20 protein-coding genes are annotated in these 25,120 nt (G+C 48.6%); 18 read left to right on the top strand and 2 right to left on the bottom strand.

The features are described from left to right. Positions 1 to 212 precede the first annotated feature (212 nt). The 3 genes from EKM91_RS09270 to EKM91_RS09260 all read left to right on the top strand — a co-directional run bounded on the left by EKM91_RS09270 (position 213) and on the right by EKM91_RS09260 (position 2,947). Positions 213 to 1,613, top strand: coding sequence for an FAD-dependent oxidoreductase (locus tag EKM91_RS09270; RefSeq protein WP_125753151.1), 1,401 nt, complete (start codon positions 213 to 215; stop codon positions 1,611 to 1,613). A 349-nt stretch (positions 1,614 to 1,962) separates the two neighbouring features. Next, positions 1,963 to 2,331, top strand: a complete 369-nt coding sequence (locus EKM91_RS09265) for an ArsR/SmtB family transcription factor (RefSeq protein WP_003678450.1) — start codon at positions 1,963 to 1,965, stop codon at positions 2,329 to 2,331. A 1-nt stretch (position 2,332) separates the two neighbouring features. Beyond that, positions 2,333 to 2,947, top strand: coding sequence for a CadD family cadmium resistance transporter (locus EKM91_RS09260; protein WP_003678449.1), 615 nt, complete (start codon positions 2,333 to 2,335; stop codon positions 2,945 to 2,947). Between the two features lie 24 nt (positions 2,948 to 2,971). On the opposite strand, the gene EKM91_RS09255 is transcribed toward EKM91_RS09260, so the two are convergent. Then, complete coding sequence (locus EKM91_RS09255; protein WP_003678446.1) at positions 2,972 to 3,526, bottom strand: helix-turn-helix transcriptional regulator; 555 nt, start codon at positions 3,524 to 3,526, stop codon at positions 2,972 to 2,974. Positions 3,527 to 3,959: 433 nt separating this feature from the next. On the opposite strand from EKM91_RS09255, the gene EKM91_RS09250 reads away from it, so the two are divergent. From EKM91_RS09250 to EKM91_RS09195, 12 genes are all read left to right on the top strand, one after another. Next, positions 3,960 to 5,180: a replication initiation factor domain-containing protein gene (locus EKM91_RS09250; RefSeq protein WP_053069018.1), complete on the top strand. Its 1,221-nt coding sequence runs from the start codon at positions 3,960 to 3,962 to the stop codon at positions 5,178 to 5,180. Positions 5,181 to 5,299: 119 nt separating this feature from the next. Continuing rightward, positions 5,300 to 5,551 (top strand): DNA-binding protein, encoded by a 252-nt coding sequence (locus tag EKM91_RS09245; RefSeq protein WP_125753148.1) that lies wholly within the window; start codon positions 5,300 to 5,302, stop codon positions 5,549 to 5,551. Positions 5,552 to 5,639: 88 nt separating this feature from the next. Then, positions 5,640 to 6,899: a tyrosine-type recombinase/integrase gene (locus EKM91_RS09240; protein WP_125753145.1), complete on the top strand. Its 1,260-nt coding sequence runs from the start codon at positions 5,640 to 5,642 to the stop codon at positions 6,897 to 6,899. A 136-nt stretch (positions 6,900 to 7,035) separates the two neighbouring features. Further along, positions 7,036 to 7,902, top strand: coding sequence for a ribosome biogenesis GTPase YlqF (ylqF, locus tag EKM91_RS09235; protein ID WP_125753142.1), 867 nt, complete (start codon positions 7,036 to 7,038; stop codon positions 7,900 to 7,902). Then, positions 7,883 to 8,644, top strand: coding sequence for a ribonuclease HII (locus EKM91_RS09230; protein WP_125753139.1), 762 nt, complete (start codon positions 7,883 to 7,885; stop codon positions 8,642 to 8,644). Before ylqF ends, EKM91_RS09230 begins: the two co-directional genes overlap by 20 nt. A gap of 38 nt (positions 8,645 to 8,682) precedes the next feature. Continuing rightward, positions 8,683 to 9,522, top strand: a complete 840-nt coding sequence (dprA, locus tag EKM91_RS09225) for a DNA-processing protein DprA (protein ID WP_125753135.1) — start codon at positions 8,683 to 8,685, stop codon at positions 9,520 to 9,522. A 177-nt stretch (positions 9,523 to 9,699) separates the two neighbouring features. Further along, on the top strand, positions 9,700 to 11,781 hold the full coding sequence (gene topA, locus EKM91_RS09220) for a type I DNA topoisomerase (RefSeq protein WP_125753132.1): 2,082 nt from the start codon (positions 9,700 to 9,702) through the stop codon (positions 11,779 to 11,781). A 528-nt stretch (positions 11,782 to 12,309) separates the two neighbouring features. Continuing rightward, positions 12,310 to 13,638 (top strand): methylenetetrahydrofolate--tRNA-(uracil(54)-C(5))-methyltransferase (FADH(2)-oxidizing) TrmFO, encoded by a 1,329-nt coding sequence (gene trmFO, locus EKM91_RS09215; RefSeq protein ID WP_125753129.1) that lies wholly within the window; start codon positions 12,310 to 12,312, stop codon positions 13,636 to 13,638. Between the two features lie 61 nt (positions 13,639 to 13,699). Further along, positions 13,700 to 14,596, top strand: a complete 897-nt coding sequence (gene xerC, locus EKM91_RS09210) for a tyrosine recombinase XerC (RefSeq protein ID WP_125753126.1) — start codon at positions 13,700 to 13,702, stop codon at positions 14,594 to 14,596. A 76-nt stretch (positions 14,597 to 14,672) separates the two neighbouring features. After that, positions 14,673 to 15,197: an ATP-dependent protease subunit HslV gene (hslV, locus tag EKM91_RS09205; protein WP_125753123.1), complete on the top strand. Its 525-nt coding sequence runs from the start codon at positions 14,673 to 14,675 to the stop codon at positions 15,195 to 15,197. A 283-nt stretch (positions 15,198 to 15,480) separates the two neighbouring features. Continuing rightward, positions 15,481 to 16,881, top strand: a complete 1,401-nt coding sequence (gene hslU / locus EKM91_RS09200) for an ATP-dependent protease ATPase subunit HslU (RefSeq protein WP_379896497.1) — start codon at positions 15,481 to 15,483, stop codon at positions 16,879 to 16,881. Between the two features lie 22 nt (positions 16,882 to 16,903). Then, positions 16,904 to 17,785: an aldose 1-epimerase family protein gene (locus EKM91_RS09195; protein WP_125753117.1), complete on the top strand. Its 882-nt coding sequence runs from the start codon at positions 16,904 to 16,906 to the stop codon at positions 17,783 to 17,785. A gap of 218 nt (positions 17,786 to 18,003) precedes the next feature. Here EKM91_RS09195 and plsY read toward each other — a convergent pair whose 3' ends face one another. After that, a complete protein-coding gene (gene plsY, locus EKM91_RS09190) occupies positions 18,004 to 18,627 on the bottom strand; it encodes a glycerol-3-phosphate 1-O-acyltransferase PlsY (RefSeq protein ID WP_125753114.1) in 624 nt (207 codons plus the stop codon). A gap of 169 nt (positions 18,628 to 18,796) precedes the next feature. On the opposite strand from plsY, the gene parE reads away from it, so the two are divergent. From parE to EKM91_RS09175, 3 genes are all read left to right on the top strand, one after another. Next, positions 18,797 to 20,809 carry a DNA topoisomerase IV subunit B gene (parE, locus tag EKM91_RS09185; protein WP_125753111.1) on the top strand — a complete coding sequence of 671 codons (2,013 nt, stop codon included), beginning with the start codon at positions 18,797 to 18,799 and terminating at the stop codon, positions 20,807 to 20,809. Positions 20,810 to 20,812: 3 nt separating this feature from the next. After that, on the top strand, positions 20,813 to 23,263 hold the full coding sequence (parC, locus tag EKM91_RS09180) for a DNA topoisomerase IV subunit A (protein WP_125753108.1): 2,451 nt from the start codon (positions 20,813 to 20,815) through the stop codon (positions 23,261 to 23,263). Positions 23,264 to 23,707: 444 nt separating this feature from the next. Next, positions 23,708 to 24,877, top strand: a complete 1,170-nt coding sequence (locus EKM91_RS09175) for a 2-isopropylmalate synthase (RefSeq protein WP_125753105.1) — start codon at positions 23,708 to 23,710, stop codon at positions 24,875 to 24,877. Positions 24,878 to 25,120: the final 243 nt, after the last annotated feature.

Here is a 25,120-nt window from a genome sequence, read left to right as displayed (position 1 = left end):
AACTCAACTCATCAAAGATAACAGTTCATCTCACGGTGTCGTGCCATGGGGTGGCTAACTTGTTCTTGCAATTTGCGATTACCAATTACTATGGTTAACGGTATAATTTTTAAACAAAGAGATTATCCAACCTTCCAAGAGTTTTCAGATTATCTACATCAGGATTTAAGTCGTGCATTTGTTCGCTAACAACGGTGAAAGGAATTAATTAAATGGCAAATGAAACGGAAAAATTATTAATTATCGGCGGCAGTGACGCCGGAATTTCGGCGGCCTTAAAGGCTAAAGAACTTAAACCTGAATTAAAAGTTCAGATATTATTAGCAGATGAGTACCCAAATTTATCAATTTGTGGAATACCTTATGCAGTCAGCGGAGAAGTGCCGGATTGGCACTTGCTAGCTCATCGTAATTTACAAGAATTGACTTCGACTGGTATTGAATTTCAAATGAACATGATTGCAGATAAAATTGAACCGCAACGACATGAAGTCGTAGCACATGCGCTTACAGGCGAATTAAAAACTTATCATTATGACCACTTGGTTGTAGCAACAGGGGCTAGACCAAAACTATCGGGTATTAAAGGTGTGGACCTGGCGCAAGCTCAACAGCAAGATAGTAAAGTTCGTATTTTGCATACAATGGCAGATTACTTTGCGATTGAAAGAAATATAGCTACAGATAGTGTTCGGAAGGTCGCAATTGTTGGGTCTGGTTATATCGGAATCGAAATGGCGGAGGCTTTAAGAAAACGGCATTTAGACGTCACTATTTTTCAACGAGGTTCAGAAATACTTTCCACGGTTGATGCTGATTTAGGCCGAATTATTCATCAAAAGTTGTCTGCTAATGCCGTCAATGTTATTACTGGTTTAACCGTTTCAGAAATTAATGAAACTGGTAGCAACGTGGAAGTTGTTGGCTTAAATGAGCATCAAAAGACACAATCTTCTACGTATGATTTAGTCTTAATCGTTGTTGGTGTTCAACCAAATAATGAGCTACTGGTCAAGGTAGGTGCTGAAACTGGAATTGCCGGGGCCATCGAGGTTGATCAATATATGCAGACCTCATTACCTGATATATGGGCGGCCGGCGATTTGGTGGAAACAAGACATCATTTATTAGGTGAAACCTACTTGCCATTAGGTACGACTGCACATAAACAAGGAAGAATTGCTGGTTTTAATATTGCTGGAATTCAACGTGCCTTTAAAGGTAGCCTGGGGACACAAGTTTTAAAGGCATTTGATTTAGTTGTTGTACGGACAGGGTTATTGACAAGTGAGGCTATCCAGGCAGGGTTTAATCCTTTCACGGTAAAAACTGATGTTGATGACCATAAGGCTTATTTTCCCGGTGCTCAAAAAATTAAGATCAGAATTACTGGTGATCAAAAAAGTGGCCGGCTTTTAGGCGTGCAGTTAATTGGTCATTACGGTAGTGAAGTTGCTAAACGCAGTGATATTTTTGCTACGGCAATTTTTAATGATATGACAGTAGCCGAAATTAGCGACCTAGACTTATCCTATTCACCACCAGTTGGATCACCTTGGGATGCAGTACAAATCGCAGCACAGAACTGGGAACAACAGAATGCGAAACGCTAAGGAATTAATTTATAACTGAAGGAACAACTTCACTTCATTATTAATTAAGCTTTCTACTATCTGTTTTTATATGATTACCAGATTACTCTGAGGACAATGATTGGCGGCTATTTATATTGAAAGAATTAAAATGGCGCAAAATGATAGTAACGAAACTTTGGCATCTTCTGGTAGATTAAATTAAAACTAAGACCTGTATCTTAGTTTTAATTTAACTAGTGAATATGAATAGTGGTTAATGTCAGATAGAGTGGCTATAGGAGCTACTCTATTTTTTGATTCAAATTAAATTGGGGACAACACTATTACATGATATAATGTAATAGATTAATAAACGAGGAGTGATCTAATGATACAAGTAGACTGTTGTCCGGGTAAACCAGATTTGGCTGATCGGGCATTGTTAAATGAGAATCAAGCCGCTGACATTGCTTTACTTTTTAAAGTACTCGCAAATAATACGCGGCTAAGAATTTTACATTGCTTAACGCGTGAACCAGATATGGCCGTTAGTGAGATTGCTACATCACTAAATATGAAGGTCCAAGCCATCTCAAACCAGTTACAACGTCTAGTAGATCAAAAGATAGTTAAAGCGAAGCGTAATGGCAACTTCATTGAATATCAGATCATTGATGAATGTACGGCAATTTTATTAGAACGGGCATGGTGTTTAGCTGAAGATGCCGGAAAAATCAATGCTGGTGGGGGAAAATAAAATGATCAGGACAATTATAACGAGTATTATTCTTTATACATCAACTGCAATCGACTTATTAGTTATTTTAATGTTACTTTTTTCAAAATATCGTTCAACAAAGCATCGCCGACAAATTTATATTGGTCAGTTCTTAGGCTCATATACGCTCATTGGAATTAGTTTGTTTTTTGCATTTATTCTCCATTACGTACCCGCCAAATGGTTACTAGGTTTTTTAGGGTTGATTCCCATTGCCTTTGGAATCAAATATATATTTAGCAAAGAAGATGAAGCCGCAGAAGTTGATCAGAAAATTGAAGCGCGTAAAAATAAGAATTTAATTGCAACGGTGGCTTTAATTACGGTAGCTTCTTGTGGTGCGGATAATATTGGCCTTTTTGTTCCTTACTTCGTATCATTATCACTGGTACAGCTAATCGTAACGCTGTTTGTTTTTACCATTTGTATTTATTTTTTAGTTTTCCTTGGTGATAAGTTCTCACAAGTGAATTTTGTAAAGAACTTTCTTGATCGTTTTGGTGATTGGATCATGGCCATTATTTATATTGGTTTAGGCATCATGATCATTCTTGAAAGTGACACTATTAGGCATATTATGCAGCTATTATTTTAATTAAGCAGTAGTCGATATTTTTTATCATTCATTGATCATCTTCTTTTGAAGGTGATTTTTTTGCGTTTGGTGATAAGCATTGATGGTATTGATTTTATTGTATAAGGCATTGATTTCTTTAATTGGTAATTGCCGATATTTTGATTGGCGGACGATCGGTCGATCATTGTTATCAGTCTCTGGGGTACCATCTTCATTGATTTTTGTGTAGGGTTGAAAATAGCTCATAATTTCATGAACTTGATCACTAAGACCATCAATTTGACGCGGTGAGAAATCATCTATGCGGTGCATTAAGCGAAAGAGGTGCTCAGTTTTGTCAGTATATTCATCAATGCGATCAAGAATAGCAGTAGTGCTACTGATTTCAATTTCAGCCGGTGTGCCAAATAAGTCGACGGCGGAAACATTGAAAAATCTGGCAATTCGGTCCAAGTTTTCAAAACTAGGATAACTTTTACCGCGTTCAATATTTGAAATTGCTTGTTTTTGAACTTCGATGGCAATGGCTAAGTCTTCTTGCGTGATCTGGTGTTTTTGCCGCAATCTTTTTATGTTTTGACCAAAGTTTTCGATCATTATCATCACCTCATGATTATCTTAACTTAGTTACTTAAAGTAGACAACTACAACGACTACTCACGGTCTTTGAGTAGGTGGCATAAGGTGATTGACCAGCTCTAAAGGCCTACGTTATCATGTTTATATGATCTAAGCCAAGTGAAATATTCTTACAAATTTTTGCTGGCATTGATCATAATCGTTCCTTGAAAACAGAATAAAGGAGGAAAAAAGATTAGCCGCCGCCACGCGCGGCGTGCAACGCGAAAGCCGCTAGCGTGAGCGGCGGTCGGCTTTAGCCGGCCGCCTCAACCCCCAAGTTCTAATAGGGGGGTAGAAAGTATAAACGGTTAATTAATCCAGCAGCAAGAAATGCCAATTTCTAGGTATTCAAGCAACAAAGTTGCTGTTAACCGTGACTAAGAATTGCAAATTTTGGAGGTGAGCGTACTTGAATGAAGATTTAACTCTAATTGATTACCAGGTCCAAGCTGATTGGCTTAATATTTTTTGGCAACAGTTGGAGGATAAAAAAATTAAGCAAAGTCAGCTAGCTAAGTCAATGGGCATCAGTCGTTCTTATCTCAATCAACTATTGAACAGTAAGCGACCATTAACTGAGGCCATGCGCCAACGATTAACCGCAGCCTTTCGCGAACTGAGTGGCATCACTGCATTAAACATTTGTTTTGACTATGTCCGGATCAGATTTCCAACCCATGATGTTGACGAATTGATCGTGGCACTTTTCTGCATCAAGCCGATTTATTTTGTTTATGAACCTTATGGCCGTTATGGCTACAGTGGAAAATTTCGGCATGGCGATATGGAAATTTTTGTTTCACCGGAAGACGATAATCGCGGTTCATTGATTGAGTTGAAGGGGAAAGGTTGTCGCGAACTGGAAGGCATTTTAGTGGCCAGTGAACAGAGCTGGTATGACTTTTTACGGCAGGCACTGGCCCTTGATGGCGTAGTTAAACGCATTGATCTAGCCATCAATGATTATTTAGATGTGCTCCCGGTTCATTACTTGATTAAAAAGAGTATGCGTCATGAATACATTACAAAGTTCAGGGAGTGTAAATACTTTGTCCGCGACAAAGACAATTTAAAAGGAGAAAGTCTCTATTTTGGCTCACGTAAAAGTGCAATTTATTTTTGTATTTATCAGAAAGATATTGAGCAATATTTTAAATTAGGTAAAGCGTTGGCGGAGACCAAAATCAAGAATCGATTTGAGATTCGTGTGTTTGACGAACGGGCTGAGCAAACGGTCGCCGATCTATTGGCCTATCGCAACCCGCAGCGAACCGTGTTCGGTATTATCAATAATTACTTGCGTTTTGTGAAGCCGATTGCCAACAAGCCAACGTCAAAATGGCCGTTGGACGATCGGTGGGCACAGTTTATTGGTAAATATGCCGATAAGTTACGTTTGGCCGTTTCGCCGGAACCGGTCACTTTAGACCAAACTATTCAATGGATCAAGAAACAAGTGGCGCCAAGTTTAAAAATGTTAATGGCAATTGATTCGGCTAAAAGCGAGGATACTCTAATGACGATCATTGCTGAGGCCAAGTTAAGTGAAAATCAACAAGTGATGATTCAACAAATGTTGGCTAGTCCCGAAGAAATAATGATTCAGCAACCCAAACATAATGGCGATTGAGATAATAAAAAGATGCAACTACGCCGACCAAAGCAAGTAGTTACACCTTAAAATAGATAAAATAAGCAATCTATCTACGATTATTATCTCACTTCATCTAGAAATTAGGAAGTGAAAAAATGGAAAATACAAGTGTACCATATAGTGGCGACTCCGCCGGTAAAGCGGAATGGGGAACCAAGCAAGCATTGTTGAAACGCTATGAGGGTCTAAATATTTATACATTAAATCGGTGGTTGTCGGAAATGCGTAATGACGCTACTTTTCGTCAGGGCGTTATTAATCCTACACACAAAATTGTATTGATCAACTTTGCGACCTTTCAAGAATTCTTGTTTTGGAAACAGCATCATTACATCCGAAGCGTCTGACAACACCGCCGGGACATGGTAAAATGAAATAGCTATTTAATCTCATTTTATCTTTCCTGTTTATTAATTTGAATTGGAGGATAAAATTATGCATTTTCAAAAAAGAGTACTCGCTGACGGAACTTCAACTTATCGCGCTTTCGAGAATTATATTGACCCCTTAACTGGCAAACGGAAACGGGCCTCAGTAAGTTTTAAGTCTAATTCTCAAAGAGGTAAAGCACAAGCGGCGCGAGAACTTGATGAAAAGATCGAAGAGCTAACTTCACAGCGAGCTCAAGCACTTGATGAGCGCGTTCAAAAATGGACGTTCAAAGATTTACGCGAAGATTGGTTTGATTTGTGGAAACAGTCTGTTAAACCAATGACAATTAAGCGCGAGGCGCTTGTTATTAGGCGGTTGAATCAAATTATTGCAGACGATATTTTGGTAAAAAACATCACGCCTATGTTAGTCAATAAATGTTTGCAAGACTATCGCGAAAAATACAGCGCTAGTTTTGCCACCATACAACACATCAAATCAACTTTCAATAAACTTTTCGACCATGCGGTGCTATATAACATCATTCCAGCTTCACCGACAGCCGTTCTGCATTTAAAAGCGACAACGACTGAAAAAATCGAGCGGAAGGATCGCTTGGAAAGTAAGTTTCTTGATTCGCGTGAGGTCAAAGTCTTGTTCACTGAATTGGCACAACGCCGCAATCCGGCGTACTATGATCTGGCACTATTTATGATTGCAACAGGTTGCCGAATTGGTGAAGCATCAGGGTTAACATCTGATAAGATCGATTTTGCTAAAAAAACAGTTACGATTTCTAGTTCCATGCAATCACATGACTTACGGGTTGATGAGTACTACGAAGATACCGTCAAAACGGTTGCTGGCGAACGGGTGGAGCAGTTACCTGATTTTGCGATTGCTGCATTGAAGCGTGCGATACACCGTAATGCCGTATTTGATAGGCGGATGAAGGAATTACCGAGTGATGCTTTTCATGAATTTCAAGTGATTTTTCGGACCGAGTACGGTTCACCGATCACGTCACATAGTTTTCGTGAAGTACTTGGCAGAATTAAAGCAGACTTGGAAAAGAATTGTGAAAAACGCTATGGCTTCAAATGGACGAAAAATCCAGTGCCACATAGTTTCCGACACATTCATATCTCCGTCTTGCGTGATGATTCCTCTGTAACGTTGAAAGAAGTGCAAGAGCGAGTCGGTCACGTTGAAGAACGGACGACTGATGGCTATACGCACCGCCTTTCACATTCACAAGAAAAGTCGGTTGAAGTAATTGATACGTTCGCTAGGAAGGTTGGTATTAGTCTTCAACCGGTGTAAACAAAGTTCAGCTATTACCGCTAAAATGCTAATAATATGGTACCAGCAACGGGACACATGGCACAAAAGTGGTACCATTAAGAAAATTTATCAGAGCAAGAGCTTGAAAGCCTTGCTACGAAAGGGGATATACACTATGGCAACTATTCAATGGTTCCCCGGCCACATGGCCAAAGCACGCAACCAAGTCCAAGAAAAACTCAAGCAAGTCGATTTTGTCTTAGAAATCGTCGATGCGCGCACCCCGGAGGCCAGCCGCAACCCGATGATGAATGAGATCATCGGCGCTAAGCCGCGCATTATGGTGTTGAATAAACAAGACTTGGCTGACCCAGAGAAAACTAAGCAATGGGTCACATATTATCAAGGCCTCGGCTATGAGGCTATCGCCATTGATGCGCAGCATGCTAAGCGGCTCAATCAGATCCCAACTTTGGGCAAGCGCTTGATGGCGGCAAAGATCACCAAGCAAAAGTCACGCGGGATCCGCAATCCAGCGATCCGCGCAATGTGTATTGGCATCCCCAATGTCGGCAAGTCGACGATCTTGAACCGCTTGATCAAAAAAAACGTCGCCGTTACCGGCAACCGGCCTGGCGTGACGAAAAATCAGCAATGGCTCAAGGCAGATGAAACCTTGCAGCTGCTGGATACGCCAGGGATCTTATGGCCGAAGTTCGATGATGACTTGATCGGCAAGAAGCTGGCGCTGACCGGGGCGATCGCTGATTCCGTGTATTCAGAAGATGTTGTGGGGATGTATGGGCTGCAATTTTTCCGGGAACATTATCAAGAAGCCTTCCGTCGCGCATATGGGTTGAATGCGCAAGACTTAGCCTTATCAGACGGCGATTTAATGATCCATTTGAGCCAGAAAAATGGCTTTGCTGACAATTACAATCGGATGGCGGAGCGGATCATTTTCGATGCGCGGCAAGGCAAGTTTGGTCGCTTCACGCTAGAAGTGCCAGGAGATGACGCCAATGACGCAGACGCTGAGTGAGCTCAAGGCCCGATTAGCTGAACCACCGGTGGCTGAATCTGTGTTGCAAGCCTTAGCACAAGATCCGCGCGTCGGCGCCCAGCAGCTTTTGGCCCGGTATCAGCGGCAACAAGCTGAAGCAGAAACTGAGGCACTAGAGCTGGCATATCGCAGTCGCTATGAGCGGGAATTGTGGGCAAAATACCCACACATTGCCGGTATCGATGAAGTTGGTCGTGGGCCGCTTGCCGGCCCGGTGGTGACCGCCGCGGTGATCTTGCCGCATGATTTTGCCTTGCCAGTGAACGATTCTAAGCAACTAACGCCGCACAAACGAGCGCAGTTGTTTCCGCAAATCGTGAGTCAGGCTGTCGCCGTCAGTATTGGCGTGGCCGATAATGATGAGATCGATCGCGAAAACATCTACCATGCCACTGAACTGGCAATGGGGCGGGCAGCGGCGGGATTGCGCGTGGCGCCTGACTGCTTATTGGTCGATGCCATGACCGTACCTGGGCCATATCCGCAGCGCAAGCTGATCAAAGGGGATGCCAACAGTATTTCCATCGCAGCGGCCAGTATTGTTGCCAAGGTGGTGCGGGATCGGCTGATGCTGATGTATGCCAATTGCTATCCGGGATACGACTTCGCCGATAACATGGGATATGGGACCAAGAAGCATTTAGCCGGGCTGGCTGCGCATGGCGTCACCCCGATCCATCGCATGAGTTTTGCACCAGTACGAAAAGCAGCAATGCAGTAGTAAAATCGCGTAATGTATGAGTACCGAGGAGGGAGCTTATGCAAGTACGCGATTTTTTATTTTATTGGCATCTTGCCACCTATACCAAAAGCTATGCGACTAACAATGCTGCTTGGGAACAACTGCAACACCACGCTGGCAGCGACGAGCTGGATCTGGCTTGGCTAACGCCAGAACAGCGGGCACTTTGGCGCGATCCCGCGCTGCAAGCCCAAGCGCGTCAAGTCTGGGGCATGGGACCATTCGTGACCCGCTTGGATGCCGCTTATCCGCCACGGCTGGCAGAAAGTTTTCAGCCGCCGGCGGTGTTATTTTATCAAGGCAATTGGCACTTGTTGACGCGCTTATGCTTGGCGATCGTTGGGGCGCGGCACGCAGGGGCTTATACGCGCAAAGCACTGGCTTGGCTGCGACCGGGATTGATGCCCATGACGGTGGTCAGCGGGTTAGCTGCTGGTGCTGATACGCTGGCACATGAGTTTGCGCTGGCGCAAGGATGGCCGACTGTGGCAGTGTTAGCTAACGGCTTAGACCAAGTGTATCCGCAAGCCAACCGCGACTTGCAACAGCGCATTGCCAAAGCCGGTTTAGTGATCAGTGAATATCCTTATGGCGTCAAGCCGATGCCGTATCGCTTCGTGGCGCGCAATCGCTTGATCGCGGGGTTGGCCCACGGGGTGTTGGTCACTGAAGCTGCAGCACATTCTGGCAGCTTGATCACCGCGAATTTGGCGTTGCAGGCGAATCGCGAGGTGTTTGCCGTGCCGAATCGGGTGGATGTACCATTAGGAGTCGGGACGAATGCGTTGATCCAAGCCGGCGCCAAACCGGTGCTGCGCGGGTCTGATATAATAGAAGAAATGCAATATTACCCTTAGTCGGTTGCGTAAATGCGGTGGGTGGGTGATACTGTTTAGCGAAGCAGCAGTGGTAAAAGGCGAATTCAGCCAGTAAGGCAGGGTCCATTTTTCACTTCGTCATTTGACAAAGCTGAAAGCCTTAGAATATGATAGCTGTTGTTTTCGAGCAGCCCGCTCAACGAAAGGAGGGCGAACATGACCGCCAAGAATTTGGTCATCGTGGAATCGCCAGCAAAAGCTAAAACCATTGAAAAATACCTCGGCCGCAATTATAAGGTCGTCGCGTCCTTAGGGCACATTCGCGATTTGCCAAAGAGTCAAATGGGGATCGATTTCGAGCATAATTATCAGCCGAAATATATTTCGATCCGCGGCAAAGGCGATGTGATCAAGGATCTCAAAAAGAATGCTAAAAAAGCTGAACACATCTACCTCGCAGCCGATCCGGACCGTGAAGGAGAAGCCATCGCGTGGCATGTCAGCCATATTTTGGATTTGGATCCAGCAGGCAAAAACCGCGTGGTGTTCAATGAAATTACCAAAGACGCCGTTAAAAATGCGTTCAAAACGCCCCGTTCCATCGACATGAACCTGGTAGATGCCCAGCAAGCACGCCGGGTGTTGGACCGGTTGGTAGGGTATTCGATCTCGCCGTTGTTATGGAAGAAGGTCAAAAAAGGCCTTTCTGCCGGCCGGGTGCAAAGTATCGCCTTGAAGCTGATCATTGATCGGGAAAATGCGATCCGCGCCTTTGTTCCAGAAGAATATTGGACGTTAGATGCCGAATTTAAAAAAGGCACCGGCAAGAAGTTTGCGGCCAGTTTTTATGGGATGAATGGCAAGAAGCTGGCGTTGAAGAACAACGACGCCGTGCAACAGGTGTTAAAAGGCATCGACCGCAAAGGCCCATTTGACATCACCAAAGTGGTTAAAAAGGAACGCAAACGCTACCCAGCAGCGCCTTTTACGACCAGTTCTTTGCAACAAGAAGCCAACCGCAAGTTGAACTTCCGCACGCGCAAAACCATGATGTTGGCCCAGCAGCTGTACGAAGGGATCAACCTTGGCGGCAAGCTCGGCACCGTAGGGTTGATCACCTATATGCGGACGGACTCCACGCGAGTTTCTAACGTGGCCAAGACGGAAACGTCGAAGTTCATTCACGAGCAATATGGCGAAGCCTATGCCGCTGTCAAGATCCGGCAAGGCAAGCTGCAAGAAGGCGCCCAAGACGCCCATGAAGCGATCCGGCCGACGAGCACCTTGCGTACGCCAGAAAGCTTAGAGAAGGTCTTGGACAAAGACCAGATGAAGCTTTACCGCTTGATCTGGAGCCGCTTTGTCGCCAGCGAAATGACGCCGGCAGTGATCGATACCGTGGCGATGACAATCGAACAAAATGGCGCCATTTTCCGCGCCAATGGGAGCCAAACCAAGTTCCCAGGTTTCACCAAGCTGTATGTTTCCAGTCGGGATCAAGATGAAAAAGACAACCTGTTACCAGACCTGGTCGTTGGCGATCAGGTGAATTTAGTCAAAACCGATCCGGCACAGCATTTTACCCAGCCGCCAGCTCGCTATTCAGAAGCGAACCTGGTCAAAGCCTTGGAAGAAAATGGGGTTGGGCGGCCGTCAACGTATGCGCCAACGATCGAAACGATCCAAAAACGCTACTACGTCAAGCTCAACGCGCGGCGGTTTGAACCCACAGAGCTCGGCGAGATCGTCAACGACTTGATCTGCGAATTCTTCCCAGATATCGTGGATATCAAATTCACCGCGACAGTCGAAGGCGAATTGGACAGTATCGAAGAAGGCAAAATGCCTTGGGTCAAGGTCATCGACCAGTTCTACCATCCCTTTGAAAAGGAACTCGCCCATGCCGAAGAAGGCATCGAAAAGATCCAGATCAAAGATGAACCAGCTGGGTTTGACTGTGACATCTGCGGTGCGCCAATGGTGATCAAACTTGGCCGCTACGGCAAGTTTTACGCCTGCTCGCGCTTCCCTGATTGCCGCAACACTAAGGCAATCGTGAAGGAAATCGGCGTTTTGTGCCCGCAGTGTCACAAAGGCCAGATCGTCGAACGCAAGAGCAAAAAGAACCGGATCTTCTACGGTTGCGATCGGTACCCAGATTGTGATTTCGTTTCTTGGGACAAACCCGTTGGCCGCGACTGCCCGAAGTGCGGTCATTACTTGGTCGAAAAAAAGGCCCGCGGCGGCAAACAAGTCATCTGTCCCAACGGCGACTACAAAGAAGCCGCACAAAAATAACCCAGAGCGCAGCTAGCCGTACTTAGGGGTGAAGACAAGCGAGCCTGGCTCGGTGCGGCGCAGCCGTACCGCGTCGGGATCGCTTGTCTGCGGCCCCGTTGGTTAGCGGAGCTCGACGAAAACCCAGAGCGCAGCACCGCGGGTTTAGGCATGGGCATAAGGCGGCTTGGGTGCGGCGCGGCACGCGTCGTGACCGAGACGACTTATGCGCAATGCCGTTGCGGAGCGGAGCTCGACGAGAAACCCTAAGCGCAGCTAGCCGTACTTAGGGGTGAAGATAAGCGAGCCTGGCTCGGTGCGGCGCAGCCGTACCGCGTCGGGATCGCTTATCTGCGGCCCCGTTGGCTAGCGGAGCTCCACGAATAACCCTAAGCGCAGCTAGCCGCACTTAGAGCGCAACGCCCCTCAACAAATCATCAACCCCAACCATTCAATTTCCGCAAACACAGGGACCACCGCTAATACCGGTGCGCCCCGTGTTTTTGGCCCAATAAGAAAGCGCTATTATGGCGCGATGGAGGAATGACTATGCCCACAGTGAACGTGATTGGCGCCGGTTTAGCCGGTAGTGAAGCCGCGTGGCAAATCGCCAATGCCGGTGTTGATGTGACCCTTTATGAAATGCGTCCGGTGGCGACGACACCTGCTCACCATACGGCCAACTTTGCTGAGCTGGTGTGCACGAATTCCTTGCGTGCCAACCAGCTCAGCAATGCCGTTGGTTTATTAAAAGCCGAAATGCGCCAATTGAATTCTGTGATCATGGCTTGTGCCGATGCGACGGCGGTGCCAGCAGGCGGGGCGTTGGCGGTTGATCGCGAGCCTTTTAGCGAGTTGGTCACCCAAAAAGTCCGCCAGCATCCCCGGATCACCGTCGTGAATGAAGTATTGACCGATTTTCCTGATGGCATCACCGTGGTCGCCACTGGCCCGCTGACGGCGGCGGGGTTGGCCAAGCGGATCGCGGCGTTGAATGGCGCAGAAGGCTTGCACTTTTTTGACGCTGCCGCGCCGATCATCGACGCCAACACCATCGACGACTCGGTGGTGTACAAGAAATCCCGCTACGATAAAGGCGAAGCGGCTTACCTGAATTGCCCGATGGACAAAGAACAGTTCATGGCGTTTCATGAGGCGCTGGTGCATGCCGAAGTGGCTGCAGGCCATGATTTTGAAAAACTGGAAGTCTTTGAAGGGTGCATGCCGATCGAAGTGATGGCCCAACGCGGGATCAAAACGATGCTGTTTGGCCCGCTGAAGCCAGTGGGATTGGCGGATCCGGGTACCGGCAAAGATCCATATGCAGTCGTGCAGCTGCGCCAAGATAACGCCGCAGCCAGTTTGTTTAATCTGGTGGGCTTTCAGACGCATTTGAAGTGGGGCGAGCAAAAGCGCGTTTTCCGAATGATCCCAGGGTTGGAAAATGTCGAATTCGTCCGCTATGGCGTGATGCACCGCAATACTTACATGAATTCGCCGCAAGTTCTTGAAGCCAGTTACGCGTCTAAACAGCGTGAGGGGTTGTTCTTTGCCGGGCAAATGACCGGTGTGGAAGGTTATGTTGAATCTGCGGCCAGCGGGTTGGTTGCCGGGTTGAATGCGGCGCGGCAAGCCTTAGGCCAAACCCCGCTGATTTTTCCCAAAGCCACACAAATCGGGGCAATGGCCAATTACATTACCCATACCGATGGGCGGCATTTTCAGCCGATGAATGCCAATTTTGGTATCATGCCAGGCTTGCCCCAACGGGTGAAAAACAAACTTGAACGCAATACGGCGATCGCAGAGCGGGCATTGGCCACATTAAGTGCCTTTCAAGCTGCTGAAATGCAAGCGCAAACCACCACCCAGGCTTAGCCTGAGTGGTTTTTTTGTGACGCGTAATAAAGTATGGTAAGGTTTTAATGGAGGTGAGCAGATGCAAGATGTGACGGCATTTCTCCAGTATTTGTTGGTTGAGCGGCACTATTCGCCAGAGACCAAAAAGGCTTACGAGGAAGACATCAATGCCTTTGTGGCGTTTTTGCGAGCAAACGGCGGCTTCACAAGTTTTCAAGCCGTCGATCACTTAGATGTCTCAACGTATTTGACGCATCTGGCGGATCAGCAATTGGCACGCAGCTCAGTCGCGCGCAAAATGAGCAGCTTGAGGAGCTTTTATCGGTATTTGATCCGCATCGGCCAAGCCAAGGTCAACCCCTTTGAACTGGTCGAAACGCGCAAGAGCCACCATCACTTGCCTCAATTTTTTTATGAACAAGAGATCCAAGAGCTGTTTGCGGTGGTCGATGGGCCGACCCCGTTAGATCAACGTAATCGTGCAGTACTGGAAGTGCTTTATGGTACTGGGATCCGGGTCAGCGAATGTGCCAATTTGACCTTGAGCCAGATCGATTTTGATCTCGAGTTATTATTAGTCCATGGGAAAGGCAACAAGGATCGCTATGTGCCCTTTGGCAGCTATTGCAAGCAAGCCTTGCACACATATCTTGGCGACGGCCGCCAAACCTTGATGGCCAAGTTGGATCAAAATCATGATCGCGTCTTCGTCAATCAACATGGCCGCCCGATCACGCCAAGGGGGATCGAGTACTTATTAGATCAACTGGTGAAAAAAACCAGCCTGACCAGCGGCATCCATCCCCATATGTTACGGCATTCTTTTGCTACCCATCTGCTTGATCATGGTGCCGACTTGCGCTCGGTGCAGGCCCTATTGGGACACGCGAGCTTATCGACGACTCAGATCTATACGCATATGACCACCGAACACCTTAAAACTGACTATATGAAGTATTATCCAAAGCATAATTAGGACCCAAGGCTGATGCCTATGACACCTTGTCACGTTAAACTAGGGACATGCTTTAATTTAAAAAGGAGCCTTATTAATGACAACAATTGCAGCAGTACGTAAAAACGGCCGCACCGCTATTGCCGGCGATGGCCAAGTGACCTTAGGCGAAAAAGTGATCATGAAAGGCAACGCGCAAAAAGTGCGCCGGATCTTCAACAACAAAGTCGTGATCGGCTTTGCTGGCGGGGTCGCTGATGCCTTCACGTTACAAGATTGGTTTGAAAAAAAGCTGGAAGCGCATGCTGGCAACCTGCGGCGTTCTGCTGTGGCATTAGCGCAAGACTGGCGTAAAGATCAGACTTTACAAAAACTGGAAGCGATGATGATCGTCATGGACGAGCATGATCTCTTATTGGTTTCTGGCAATGGCGAAGTGATCGAACCAGACGAAGACGTGGTCGCCATCGGCTCTGGCGGCAACTACGCCCAAGCCGCGGCCATGGCCATGATCCAACACACCGACATGGCTGCAGAAGACATCGCCAAAGCCGCGATCGACATCGCCGGCAGTATCGACATCTTCACCAACCACAACATCATCGTCGAAAGCTTTAAATAACCCCAAAGCGGAGCATGCCGGGTTTAGCGATGTGGGTAAGGCAGTCTGGGCGCGGTGCGGCACGCACCGTGACCGGGATGGCTTAGACGCCATCGCGTTGGCATGCGCAGCTCGACGAATAACCCCAAAGCGGAGCAAAGCGATTTTAGGGGTGAGGATAAGGCAGCGTGACGCGTTATGGCGACAGCCATAGCGTGGTGCGATGACTTATCTGCGACCCCGTTGCTTTGCGCAGCTCGACGAAACCCATTCAAAAAAATCCAGATGATCCATGGAGGTCCATATGGTTAAAACCCCAAAAGAAATCGTTCAAGAACTCGATAGTTATGTGATCGGCCAAGATGACGCCAAGCGCGCCGTGGCGGTGGCGTTGTACAACCGGTACCGCCGGATGCAGCTGTCTGATAAGATGCAAAAAGAGATCACGCCGAAAAACTTGCTGATGATCGGGCCTACCGGTGTCGGTAAAACCGAAATTGCACGGCGGCTGGCAAATGTGGTCAACGCGCCATTTGTCAAAGTCGAAGCAACCAAATTCACCGAAGTCGGCTACGTTGGCCGCGATGTGGAATCCATGGTGCGCGATTTGGCAGACGTGGCAGTAGCGATGGAAGAGCAAAAACAATTTGCCAATGTCCGGGCGCGTGCTCGGCGAGAAGCGGACAAGCGCTTAGTCAAGCTGCTGGTGCCGGCCATCAAGAAAGAAAAGAAAAACGGCAACCCGATGGCAGACATGATGAGCATGTTGCAAGGTTTGCAAAATGGCAATCTGCCGCAAGCGCCTAAAGAAGATGAAGAGGTCACCGATGACATTCGCAACCAGCGCTTGTCGGTGGCGGAACAACTGGAAAAAGGGCTGTTGGAAGACCGCGAATTGACGGTGACGGTTGCCGATGAGAAAAAAGGCTCCGGCATGAATGACATGTACGGCCAAATGGGCATCGACATGGGTGAGATGCTTGGCAACCTGATGCCGCAAAAGCGCGTGCAGCGGACCATGACGGTTAAAGAAGCTCGTGAAGTCTTCATCAAAGAAGAATCTGATAAGTTGGTCAATCACGCCGATATTTATCATGATGCGATTCAAGCGGCTGAAAACAACGGGATCATTTTCATCGACGAAATCGACAAGATCGCTTCCGGCGACAAGAAAACCGCCGGAGAAGTCTCTCGTGACGGGGTCCAGCGCGATATTTTGCCAATCGTTGAAGGCTCACAAGTCAACACCAAATACGGGCCGTTAAACACCGATCATGTCTTGTTCATCGGCTCAGGGGCGTTTGCGACCGCTAAGCCATCTGACTTGATCCCAGAATTACAAGGACGTTTCCCGATTCGCGTTGAACTGAACGACTTGACAGAAACCGATTTCGTGCGTATTCTGACGGAACCGGACAACGCTTTAGTCAAGCAGTATATGGCGTTGATCGGCGCCGATGGGGTGCATGTCACTTTCACCAAAGAAGCCATCGAAGAAATCGCGCAGATCGCCATTCGTGTCAATCGCGACACCGACAACATCGGGGCGCGGCGTTTGGCCACGATCTTGGAGAAGTTGTTGGAAGATATCTTGTATGAAGGCCCTGACATGCAAATGGGCGACATCACCATTACGGCTAAATATGTGCAAGATAAAATCGGCGAGATCGCGGCAGATAAGGACATGACGCGGTTCATACTTTAATCACGTAAAGGAAGTTTTCAGCATGGCGTATACATTGCAAAACGATTTTTTGACGGTGACCATCGAGCCTAAAGGCGCTGAGATCACCAGCATCATCAACAACCACACTGGACAAGAATATAACTGGCAAGCCGATCCCGCTGTGTGGAAGCGGCATGCGCCAGTGCTATTTCCGATCGTTGGGGCCTTGAAGGATGATCAGTATACCTATGCTGGGCAGACGTATCACATGACCCAACACGGTTTTGCGCGTGATCGCGAATTCACGGCAGAAAACGTTTCGGCCACCGCGATCAGCTTCGTGTTGACCGATGATGAGCAGACCCATCAGCAGTATCCGTTTGCTTTCAAATTGACGTTGACTTATACCTTGGAAAATAATGCGGTCAGCGTGAATTACAACGTCATCAACCCGGATACCCAAGCCCCGCTGTACTTTGGTATTGGCGGCCATCCTGGGTTTAACGTGCCCTTGACAGACGACACCGAATTTGATGATTACTATCTTGAATTCAAGCCGCGCAAGTCGCGGGTCACTATTCCGTTAAAAGCTGGCGAAGGGATCGATTATGTTCACCGCACCTTAGCTGCCACAGACGTCAACCAACAATTGAGTCATGCGCTGTTCAAAAACGATGCGATCATCTATGAACTCAAAGGCCAAACGATTTTTTCGATCCGGTCTGAAAAAACGCGGCATGGGGTTGAAGTGACGATTCCAGATGCGCCATTTTTAGGCGTTTGGAGCCCGTATCCTACCACTGGGGATTTTGTCTGCATCGAACCTTGGTGGGGCATCGCCGATCCGATCGACGCTGACGGTGATTTAACGCGCAAGCTAGGCATCAATCGCTTAGAACCCGGTGCCGTCTTCGACCACAGCTACAGCATCGCGATCTTCTAAACCAAAGCGGAGCTCTGCGGTTTTAGGCATGAGACTAAGGTAGCCTGGGTGCGGCACGCACCGTGACCGGGATGGCTTAGACGCAATGCCGTTGCGCCCCGCAGCTCGACGATAAATTCCAACCAAACAAAGGGCGTGCGACAATTGGTCGCACGCCCTTGTTGATGCCGCGAGTTCACTCGCAGGTTGAATTTATGCTGGGTCGTATGTTGGATCGATCAATGTTGGAGTCGTCGCTGTCGCAAATACTGGCCTAAGCCAAAGGGCACCATGTTTTCGGTGCCGGCTTTGATGCGGGCGAAGTTGTCTTTGTGGCGGACCAAGAAGACCACCCACAAGCAAGTCGCAACGGCGGTCAACAGCCAGTCGTGATAAAACAAGCTCCACACCGTGATGATTCCCATACCTAAGGTTGATGCCACGCTGACCATGCTGGTCAATAAGACCAAGCTGAGGAACACAGCGCAGGCGATCAAGAAGAAGTGCCAGTCATACGCCAAGCAGATCCCGGCGCTGGTGGCGACGGCCTTGCCGCCTTTGAAGCCGATAAAGATCGAAAATGTGTGACCAGCCACGGCGGCTAAGCCCACGATCAAAACCAGCCAGTGCTGCGGGATCCCCAAAAGTATCGGCAGGCTTGCGCCCAAGGTGCCTTTGAGGATGTCCATGATCAAAACAATGGTGCCGCCAACCGGGCCCAAGACGCGGTAGGCGTTGGTGGTGCCGATGTTGTGGCTTCCAGCTTGACGGATGTCTTGGTGGAAGAACCACTGGCCGACCCAGACCCCACTGGGGATCGAGCCGATCAAGTAAGCCAAGATAAAGCTTAAGGCTAATCGCAAACGTGCCACTCCTTTCAGTAGCTGTATTGTAGCATTTTTTGACGGGTGTGGCGACAACGCGTAAAATAGTTGGGGTTGTTTGACCACGGCGTGCGCAAAGTTGCGCTTTTAATCGCGTGGTATCAAGGTGTACTCTAGAGATAATGCTTTTTTTGAGAGGGAGAATTGAATGGATACGCAAGGTTCAGCTTATACGGATTCATCGATCCAAGTCCTGCACGGTCTAGAAGCCGTGCGGAAGCGGCCAGGGATGTATATTGGCTCTACGGATACCCGCGGCTTGCATCATCTGGTTTATGAAATCGTCGACAACGCCGTAGATGAAGCGTTGGCCGGATATGGTGACGTCATCGCGGTGACGATCCACGCCGACAACTCGATCACCGTGCAAGACCATGGTCGGGGGATGCCAACGGGGATGCACCCGTCTGGCAAGCCAACGATCGAAGTGATCTTGACGGTGTTGCATGCTGGGGGGAAATTCGATCAGAATTCCTATAAGACCTCCGGTGGTTTGCATGGGGTCGGCTCCAGTGTCGTCAATGCGCTAAGCGAGTCGTTAACGGTGCGCGTGGTGCGGGATAAGCATGCATTTGAAGAACACTTCATCGATGGCGGCCATCCAGACGGCACCTTGGTCAAGTTAGGCAAGGTCAACGAACCTAATGGCACCACGATTACCTTCAAGCCAGATCCGACGATCTTTACCACCACAACCTATCACTTTGATACGCTGGCGGAACGCTTGCGGGAATCAGCGTTTTTATTAAAAGACATCACGATCACCTTGACTGACGAGCGCACCGACCGATCTGAAGCATACCATTACCCAGATGGACTGGTCAGCTTCGTCAAGTATCTGAATGAAGACCGCGACACATTATCTCCGGTGTTTAATTTTGAAGGCACCAAAGACGGTATCGTCGTGGATTTTGCCGGCCAATATAATGACGGTTATTCAGAAAATTTGATCAGCTTTGTCAACAACGTGCGCACTGGCGACGGCGGTACCCATGAAGTCGGCTTGCGCAGCGCGATGACGCGGGCGTTCAACGATTTTGCCCGCAAAGTCAACTTGTTGAAAGATAAAGACAAAAACCTCGAAGGCTCAGATGTGCGCGAAGGCTTAGCCGGTGTATTAGCCGTGCGGATCCCAGAAGAGATCTTGCAGTTTGAAGGCCAAACCAAAGGCAAACTTGGCACCCAACAAGCGCGTTCGGTCGTTGATTCAGTGATCTATGAGCAACTGAGCTTTTATTTGATGGAAAATGGCGAAGCCGCTCAAGAGCTGGTGCGCAAAGCCATCAAAGCCCGTGAAGCCCGCGAAGCTGCCCGGCGTGCCCGGGATGATTCCCGGCATGGCAAGCGCAAGAAGAAAGACTCCAGCTTGTTATCCGGCAAACTGACCCCGGCACAATCGAAAAATGCGAAGAAAAACGAATTGTACCTGGTCGAGGGGGATTCTGCTGGTGGTTCCGCCAAGCAAGGGCGCGACCGGAAGTTCCAAGCCATTTTGCCGTTGCGCGGGAAGGTTTTGAACACTCAAAAGGCCAAGTTAGCCGACATCACCAAAAACGCCGAGATCAACACGATGATCTATACCATCGGCGCTGGTGTGGGGGCAGAGTTTGACGTGGAGGCGGCCAATTACGACAAAGTCATCATCATGACCGATGCCGATACCGATGGGGCGCATATCCAAGTCTTGCTGTTGACCTTTTTCTATCGCTATATGCGGCCGTTAATGGACGCAGGGAAGGTCTATATCGCCTTGCCGCCGCTGTATCGCCTGCAAAAAGGCAAAGGGGCCAACGTGAAGATCGCCTATGCCTGGACGGATGAAGAGTTGGAAGCTGAAACCAAAAAAATGGGCAAAGGCTACACCTTGACTCGGTTCAAAGGGTTAGGGGAAATGAATGCTGACCAGCTGTGGGAAACCACTATGAACCCAGAAACGCGGACGTTGATCCGGGTACGGGTGGAAGATGGGGCCTTAGCCGAACGACGCGTGACGACTTTGATGGGCGATCGCGTCGAACCGCGGCGGGAATGGATCGAAAACAATGTCGAATTCGACTTGGATGACGATGGCAGCATCCTGGAAACCAAAACCGTTGACCATGCAAACATGCAATTTGGGGCGGCGAAGATCAAACAACAACTGCGAAAGGGGAAAAAATAGGCCATGGCAAATCAGATACAAGAAATGACCCTGGAGCAGGTGATGGGTGAGCGTTTTGGCCGCTATTCGAAATACATCATCCAAGAACGTGCGTTACCTGACGTCCGTGACGGCCTTAAGCCGGTGCAGCGCCGGATCTTGTTTGCCATGAATCAAGATGGCAACACCTATGATCATGGGTTTCGCAAGTCGGCTAAATCTGTTGGGAATGTCATGGGGAATTATCACCCGCATGGCGACAGCTCGATTTATGAAGCCATGGTGCGGCTTAGCCAAGACTGGAAATTACGCGCACCGCTGATCGAAATGCACGGCAACAACGGGTCGATGGATGGCGATCCGCCAGCTGCGATGCGTTACACCGAAGCGCGGTTGGCAAAGATCGCTGGTGAAATGCTCAAAGACATCGACAAAGACACCGTGGATATGGTGTTGAACTTCGATGACACGGCGCAAGAGCCGACGGTATTGCCAGCGGCCTTTCCGAATCTCTTGGTCAATGGTGCCACTGGGATCTCGGCAGGTTATGCCACGGATATCCCGCCGCATAACTTGCGGGAAGTGATCAATGCGATCTTATATCTGCTGAAGCATCCGGACGCTGACTTGGCGCAGTTGATGAAATTCGTCCAAGGCCCGGATTTTCCCACTGGCGGGATCATTCAAGGCGTCGAAGGGATCCAAAAAGCCTATGAAACCGGCCGCGGCAAGATCGTGGTGCGCTCTAGGACCCATACTGAAGAGATCCGCGGCGGCAAGCAGCAGATCGTGGTCACTGAGCTGCCTTATGAAGTCAACAAGGCGGACTTGGTCAAGAAGATCGATGAATTGCGCGTCGCCAAAAAAGTCGATGGGATCGCTGAAGTGCGCGATGAATCTGATCGCTTCGGCTTAAGCGTGGTCATTGAACTGAAAAAAGAAGCCAATGCTGATGGCATCTTAACGTATCTCTTCAAGAACACCGATTTGCAGATCTCGTATAACTTCAACATGGTTGCTATTGCCGATATGAAGCCTAAGCAGCTGGGCTTAAAGCCGATGCTGGAAGCTTATGTCGCCCACCGGCGCAATGTGATCACTCGGCGCACCGAATACGATTTGAAAAGAGCCGCCGCGCGTCAGCACATCGTTGAAGGCTTGATCAAGATGATCTCGATTTTAGATCAAGTGATCAAAACCATTCGCGGTAGTAAAGACAAAGGGGATGCCAAGCACAACTTGGTGGCCGCCTATGACTTTTCGGAAGCACAAGCTGAAGCGATCGTTTCCTTGCAGCTGTATCGCTTGACCAATACGGATATCACGGCCTTAGAAGCAGAAGCTGCCCAATTGGCTAAAGCAATCGCCGGCTACCACCAGATCCTAAATGACCCTACAGTGCGCGATCAAGTGATCGAAAAGGAATTGGCGGCGATCGCCAAAACCTATGGCGATGACCGCAAATCCAGCATTCAAGCTGAAATCGAGGCCTTAGAAGTCGATACGACTGTCACTGTGGCTGATGAACAAGTGATGGTCTTAGTGTCGCGCGATGGCTACTTGAAGCGCAGTTCCTTGCGCAGTTATCAAGCGGTGGACGCCGAAGACAATGGGTTGAAGGACAATGACTTTGCCATTTATAAGGCGGAAATGGGCACCTTGCAGCACTTGTACATTTTCACCAACAAAGGCAACGTCATTTACCGACCAGTCCATGAGATCACCGACACGCGCTGGAAAGACGCCGGCGAGCATCTCAGTCAAACGGTCGGGATCAGCACTGATGAGCAAGTGATCGCTGCTTTTGGGTTCGACGACTTGTCTGCGACGGGTCATTTTGTCTTAGGGTCAAGCGACGGTTATATCAAACAAACGGCTTTGGCCGACATGCAGCCGCAGCGCAACTATAAGAGCCGCGCGATGGTGGGGATGAAACTCAAAGCCAAAGACGCCTTCGTCACCAATGCGTATTTTGTTGCGGCCGCTGACAAGCTCACCGTCTTTGCGGCGACCAACCATGCCTATGGCTTACAGTTCCCATTGGCAGAAGTGTCCGTGATCGGTGCCCGCGCGACTGGCGTGAAGAGCGTTGATCTCAAAGACGGCGATCGCGTGGTCAGCTTCATCTTAGCGGCAGATCCAGAAGCGACTGAAGTAGCGATCTTGACCCAACGCGGCGCCTTTAAGAAAATGAAGCTTAAAGAAATGGGCATCAGCACCCGCGCCCGGCGCGGCTTGATGATCTTGCGCGAGTTGAAGAAGAATCCGCATCGGATCGTGGCGATGACGCAAGTCGATGCCAACACGACCTTGCAGGTGCTCACTGATAGCGATACCGTGATCCCGCTTGATCCGAATGCAAGCCCAGATGGGGATCGCTACTCAAATGGCTCGTTTGTGATCGATGTGGAAACCCAAGGCACGCCAGTTTATGTGCACCCAGAAACAGTTTTAGATATCCCGGACGCCCAATAACATCAGCGGGGTACCTGGAAGATGCGGCGTGAAACCGCAGTGTGACAGTTGTCACGCTGCGGTTTTTTTGGCGGCGGAAGACCAACCGCAACGCACTTTTGCACAATTGTCTGGCGTTTTGAAAAGAAATTGGTTAAAACTATTGACATTATTGTGAGAATCATTTAATCTAAGACTCATCAAACAAGTGGAGGTCATTATCATGAATCAAGTCATTATTAGCCGATCAATGTTAGTTGCTTCCGCGTTGTTGCGTGATCGATTGTTGCTTTAGTCGATCGCGGCATTTTTGGATGCGGCCATCGACTAAGCGATGGCTGCAATGCCATCGTTAACCAAGCGATGGCTAGTCATTCCATGGGGCTAGCAAGGCGTCTTAAGACGCTTAGTTAGCCTCTTTTTTGTTTTTCTACATAAGACACAATCTATCTGGAGGGTTTTAATATGAAGAAACAAGTTAAATTTTTCGATACCACGCTGCGTGACGGGGAACAAACCATTGGGGTCAACTTCAATGTTGAACAAAAAGTTGCGATCGCAAAGGCCCTAGAAGAATGGGGTGTCGACTATATTGAAGCCGGTTTCCCAATTGCCAGCCCTGAAGACTTCAAAGCCGTCAATGCCATTGCCAAGACCATCAAGAAAACCACCGTCACCGGCTTGGCAAGGCTGGTACGCAAAGACATCGATGCTGTGGCCGAAGCAATCGCCCCGGCACCGCATCAAATGCTGCACACCTTCATCGCCACCAGCCCGATCCACCGTGAATACAAATTACACATGAGCAAAGCAGAAATGATCGCTGCCATCCGCAGTGATGTGGCTTATGCCAAGTCCAAAGTCGACTTCATTGAATTCTCGCCAGAAGATGCTTCCCGCACAGAACCAGACTTCTTAGTGGAAGCGGTGCAAGCGGCGATCGATGCTGGGGCCAATTGCATCAACATTCCGGATACGGTCGGGTATGATGATCCGGAAGAATTCGGGGCGATTTTTGCCAACCTGAAGGCGCACATCAAGCACTTCGATGACATCGAATGGGCTGCGCATACCCACAATGACCTGGGCATGGCGATGGCCAACGCGATGGCGGCGATCAAAAATGGTGCCACTCAAATCCAAGGCACCGTCAATGGGTTAGGCGAGCGCGCCGGCAATGTCGATTTGATCGAAGTGGCGGCGGCCATCGCGGTGCGTGGTGATTACTATAACGCCGAAACTGGGATCCAAATGAAGCGCACCAAGCATATGTCTGAAATCGTGGAAAACGCTTCTGGCATCGCCGTAGGGCCAAATAAGCCGATCGTGGGCGCCAATGCGTTCTCGCATGAATCAGGGATCCATCAAGACGGCTTTTTAAAGAACCACCAGACTTACGAGATCCTCACCCCAGAATCTGTAGGAATGCACTCACGGCTGCCGCTGGGCAAGCTGTCCGGGTCGCATGCGGTCATGAACAAGTTCAATGAAATGGGGTACACTGTTGACCGTAATATGATGAAGGTGATCTTCCCGATCTTCAAAAACGTGGCCGATCGCACCGACCTGGTTTCTGAAGCAGATATGATTGATATTATGAATACGTACAAGACACAACAGCAAAAGCGTGCATAAGACCAAAAGGCGTCCGATCCTAGGGCGTCTTTTTCGCGCTATGACAGCCTTTTCATGAGACTATATCATTTTGCAAGGGTCTGTGTACTGGTACAAAAAACGCAAAACTGTATTAATACCTTTCGTGGAACAGATTCGGTTTCACAGCGCTTGTGTACCTTTTATTCTGTGAAGAACCAAACGGAAAACCGGTTTCACCCCATGCGGTGAAAAGAAATCGAATAATTGATATTAAGCTAAAGA

It is taken from the genome of Lacticaseibacillus baoqingensis (assembly GCF_003946165.1).
In the GTDB taxonomy this organism is placed as follows: domain Bacteria; phylum Bacillota; class Bacilli; order Lactobacillales; family Lactobacillaceae; genus Lacticaseibacillus; species Lacticaseibacillus baoqingensis.
The sequence above is the reverse complement of the archived record's forward strand: the minus strand, read 5'-3'. Positions and strand labels throughout refer to the sequence as shown.

Excerpts from the sequence above, each read along its gene's own strand:
- hslU (WP_379896497.1), top strand. The coding sequence starts at position 15,481 with ATGGTTAAAACCCCAAAAGAAATCGTTCAAGAACTCGATAGTTATGTG.
- EKM91_RS09260 (WP_003678449.1), top strand. The coding sequence starts at position 2,333 with ATGATCAGGACAATTATAACGAGTATTATTCTTTATACATCAACTGCA.
- parC (WP_125753108.1), top strand. The coding sequence starts at position 20,813 with ATGGCAAATCAGATACAAGAAATGACCCTGGAGCAGGTGATGGGTGAG.
- EKM91_RS09230 (WP_125753139.1), top strand. The coding sequence starts at position 7,883 with ATGACGCAGACGCTGAGTGAGCTCAAGGCCCGATTAGCTGAACCACCG.
- ylqF (WP_125753142.1), top strand. The coding sequence starts at position 7,036 with ATGGCAACTATTCAATGGTTCCCCGGCCACATGGCCAAAGCACGCAAC.
- EKM91_RS09255 (WP_003678446.1), bottom strand. The coding sequence starts at position 3,526 with ATGATCGAAAACTTTGGTCAAAACATAAAAAGATTGCGGCAAAAACAC.
- EKM91_RS09195 (WP_125753117.1), top strand. The coding sequence starts at position 16,904 with ATGGCGTATACATTGCAAAACGATTTTTTGACGGTGACCATCGAGCCT.
- EKM91_RS09245 (WP_125753148.1), top strand. The coding sequence starts at position 5,300 with ATGGAAAATACAAGTGTACCATATAGTGGCGACTCCGCCGGTAAAGCG.
- EKM91_RS09175 (WP_125753105.1), top strand. The coding sequence starts at position 23,708 with ATGAAGAAACAAGTTAAATTTTTCGATACCACGCTGCGTGACGGGGAA.
- dprA (WP_125753135.1), top strand. The coding sequence starts at position 8,683 with ATGCAAGTACGCGATTTTTTATTTTATTGGCATCTTGCCACCTATACC.
- xerC (WP_125753126.1), top strand. The coding sequence starts at position 13,700 with ATGCAAGATGTGACGGCATTTCTCCAGTATTTGTTGGTTGAGCGGCAC.
- trmFO (WP_125753129.1), top strand. The coding sequence starts at position 12,310 with ATGCCCACAGTGAACGTGATTGGCGCCGGTTTAGCCGGTAGTGAAGCC.
- EKM91_RS09240 (WP_125753145.1), top strand. The coding sequence starts at position 5,640 with ATGCATTTTCAAAAAAGAGTACTCGCTGACGGAACTTCAACTTATCGC.
- topA (WP_125753132.1), top strand. The coding sequence starts at position 9,700 with ATGACCGCCAAGAATTTGGTCATCGTGGAATCGCCAGCAAAAGCTAAA.
- hslV (WP_125753123.1), top strand. The coding sequence starts at position 14,673 with ATGACAACAATTGCAGCAGTACGTAAAAACGGCCGCACCGCTATTGCC.
- EKM91_RS09265 (WP_003678450.1), top strand. The coding sequence starts at position 1,963 with ATGATACAAGTAGACTGTTGTCCGGGTAAACCAGATTTGGCTGATCGG.
- EKM91_RS09270 (WP_125753151.1), top strand. The coding sequence starts at position 213 with ATGGCAAATGAAACGGAAAAATTATTAATTATCGGCGGCAGTGACGCC.
- parE (WP_125753111.1), top strand. The coding sequence starts at position 18,797 with ATGGATACGCAAGGTTCAGCTTATACGGATTCATCGATCCAAGTCCTG.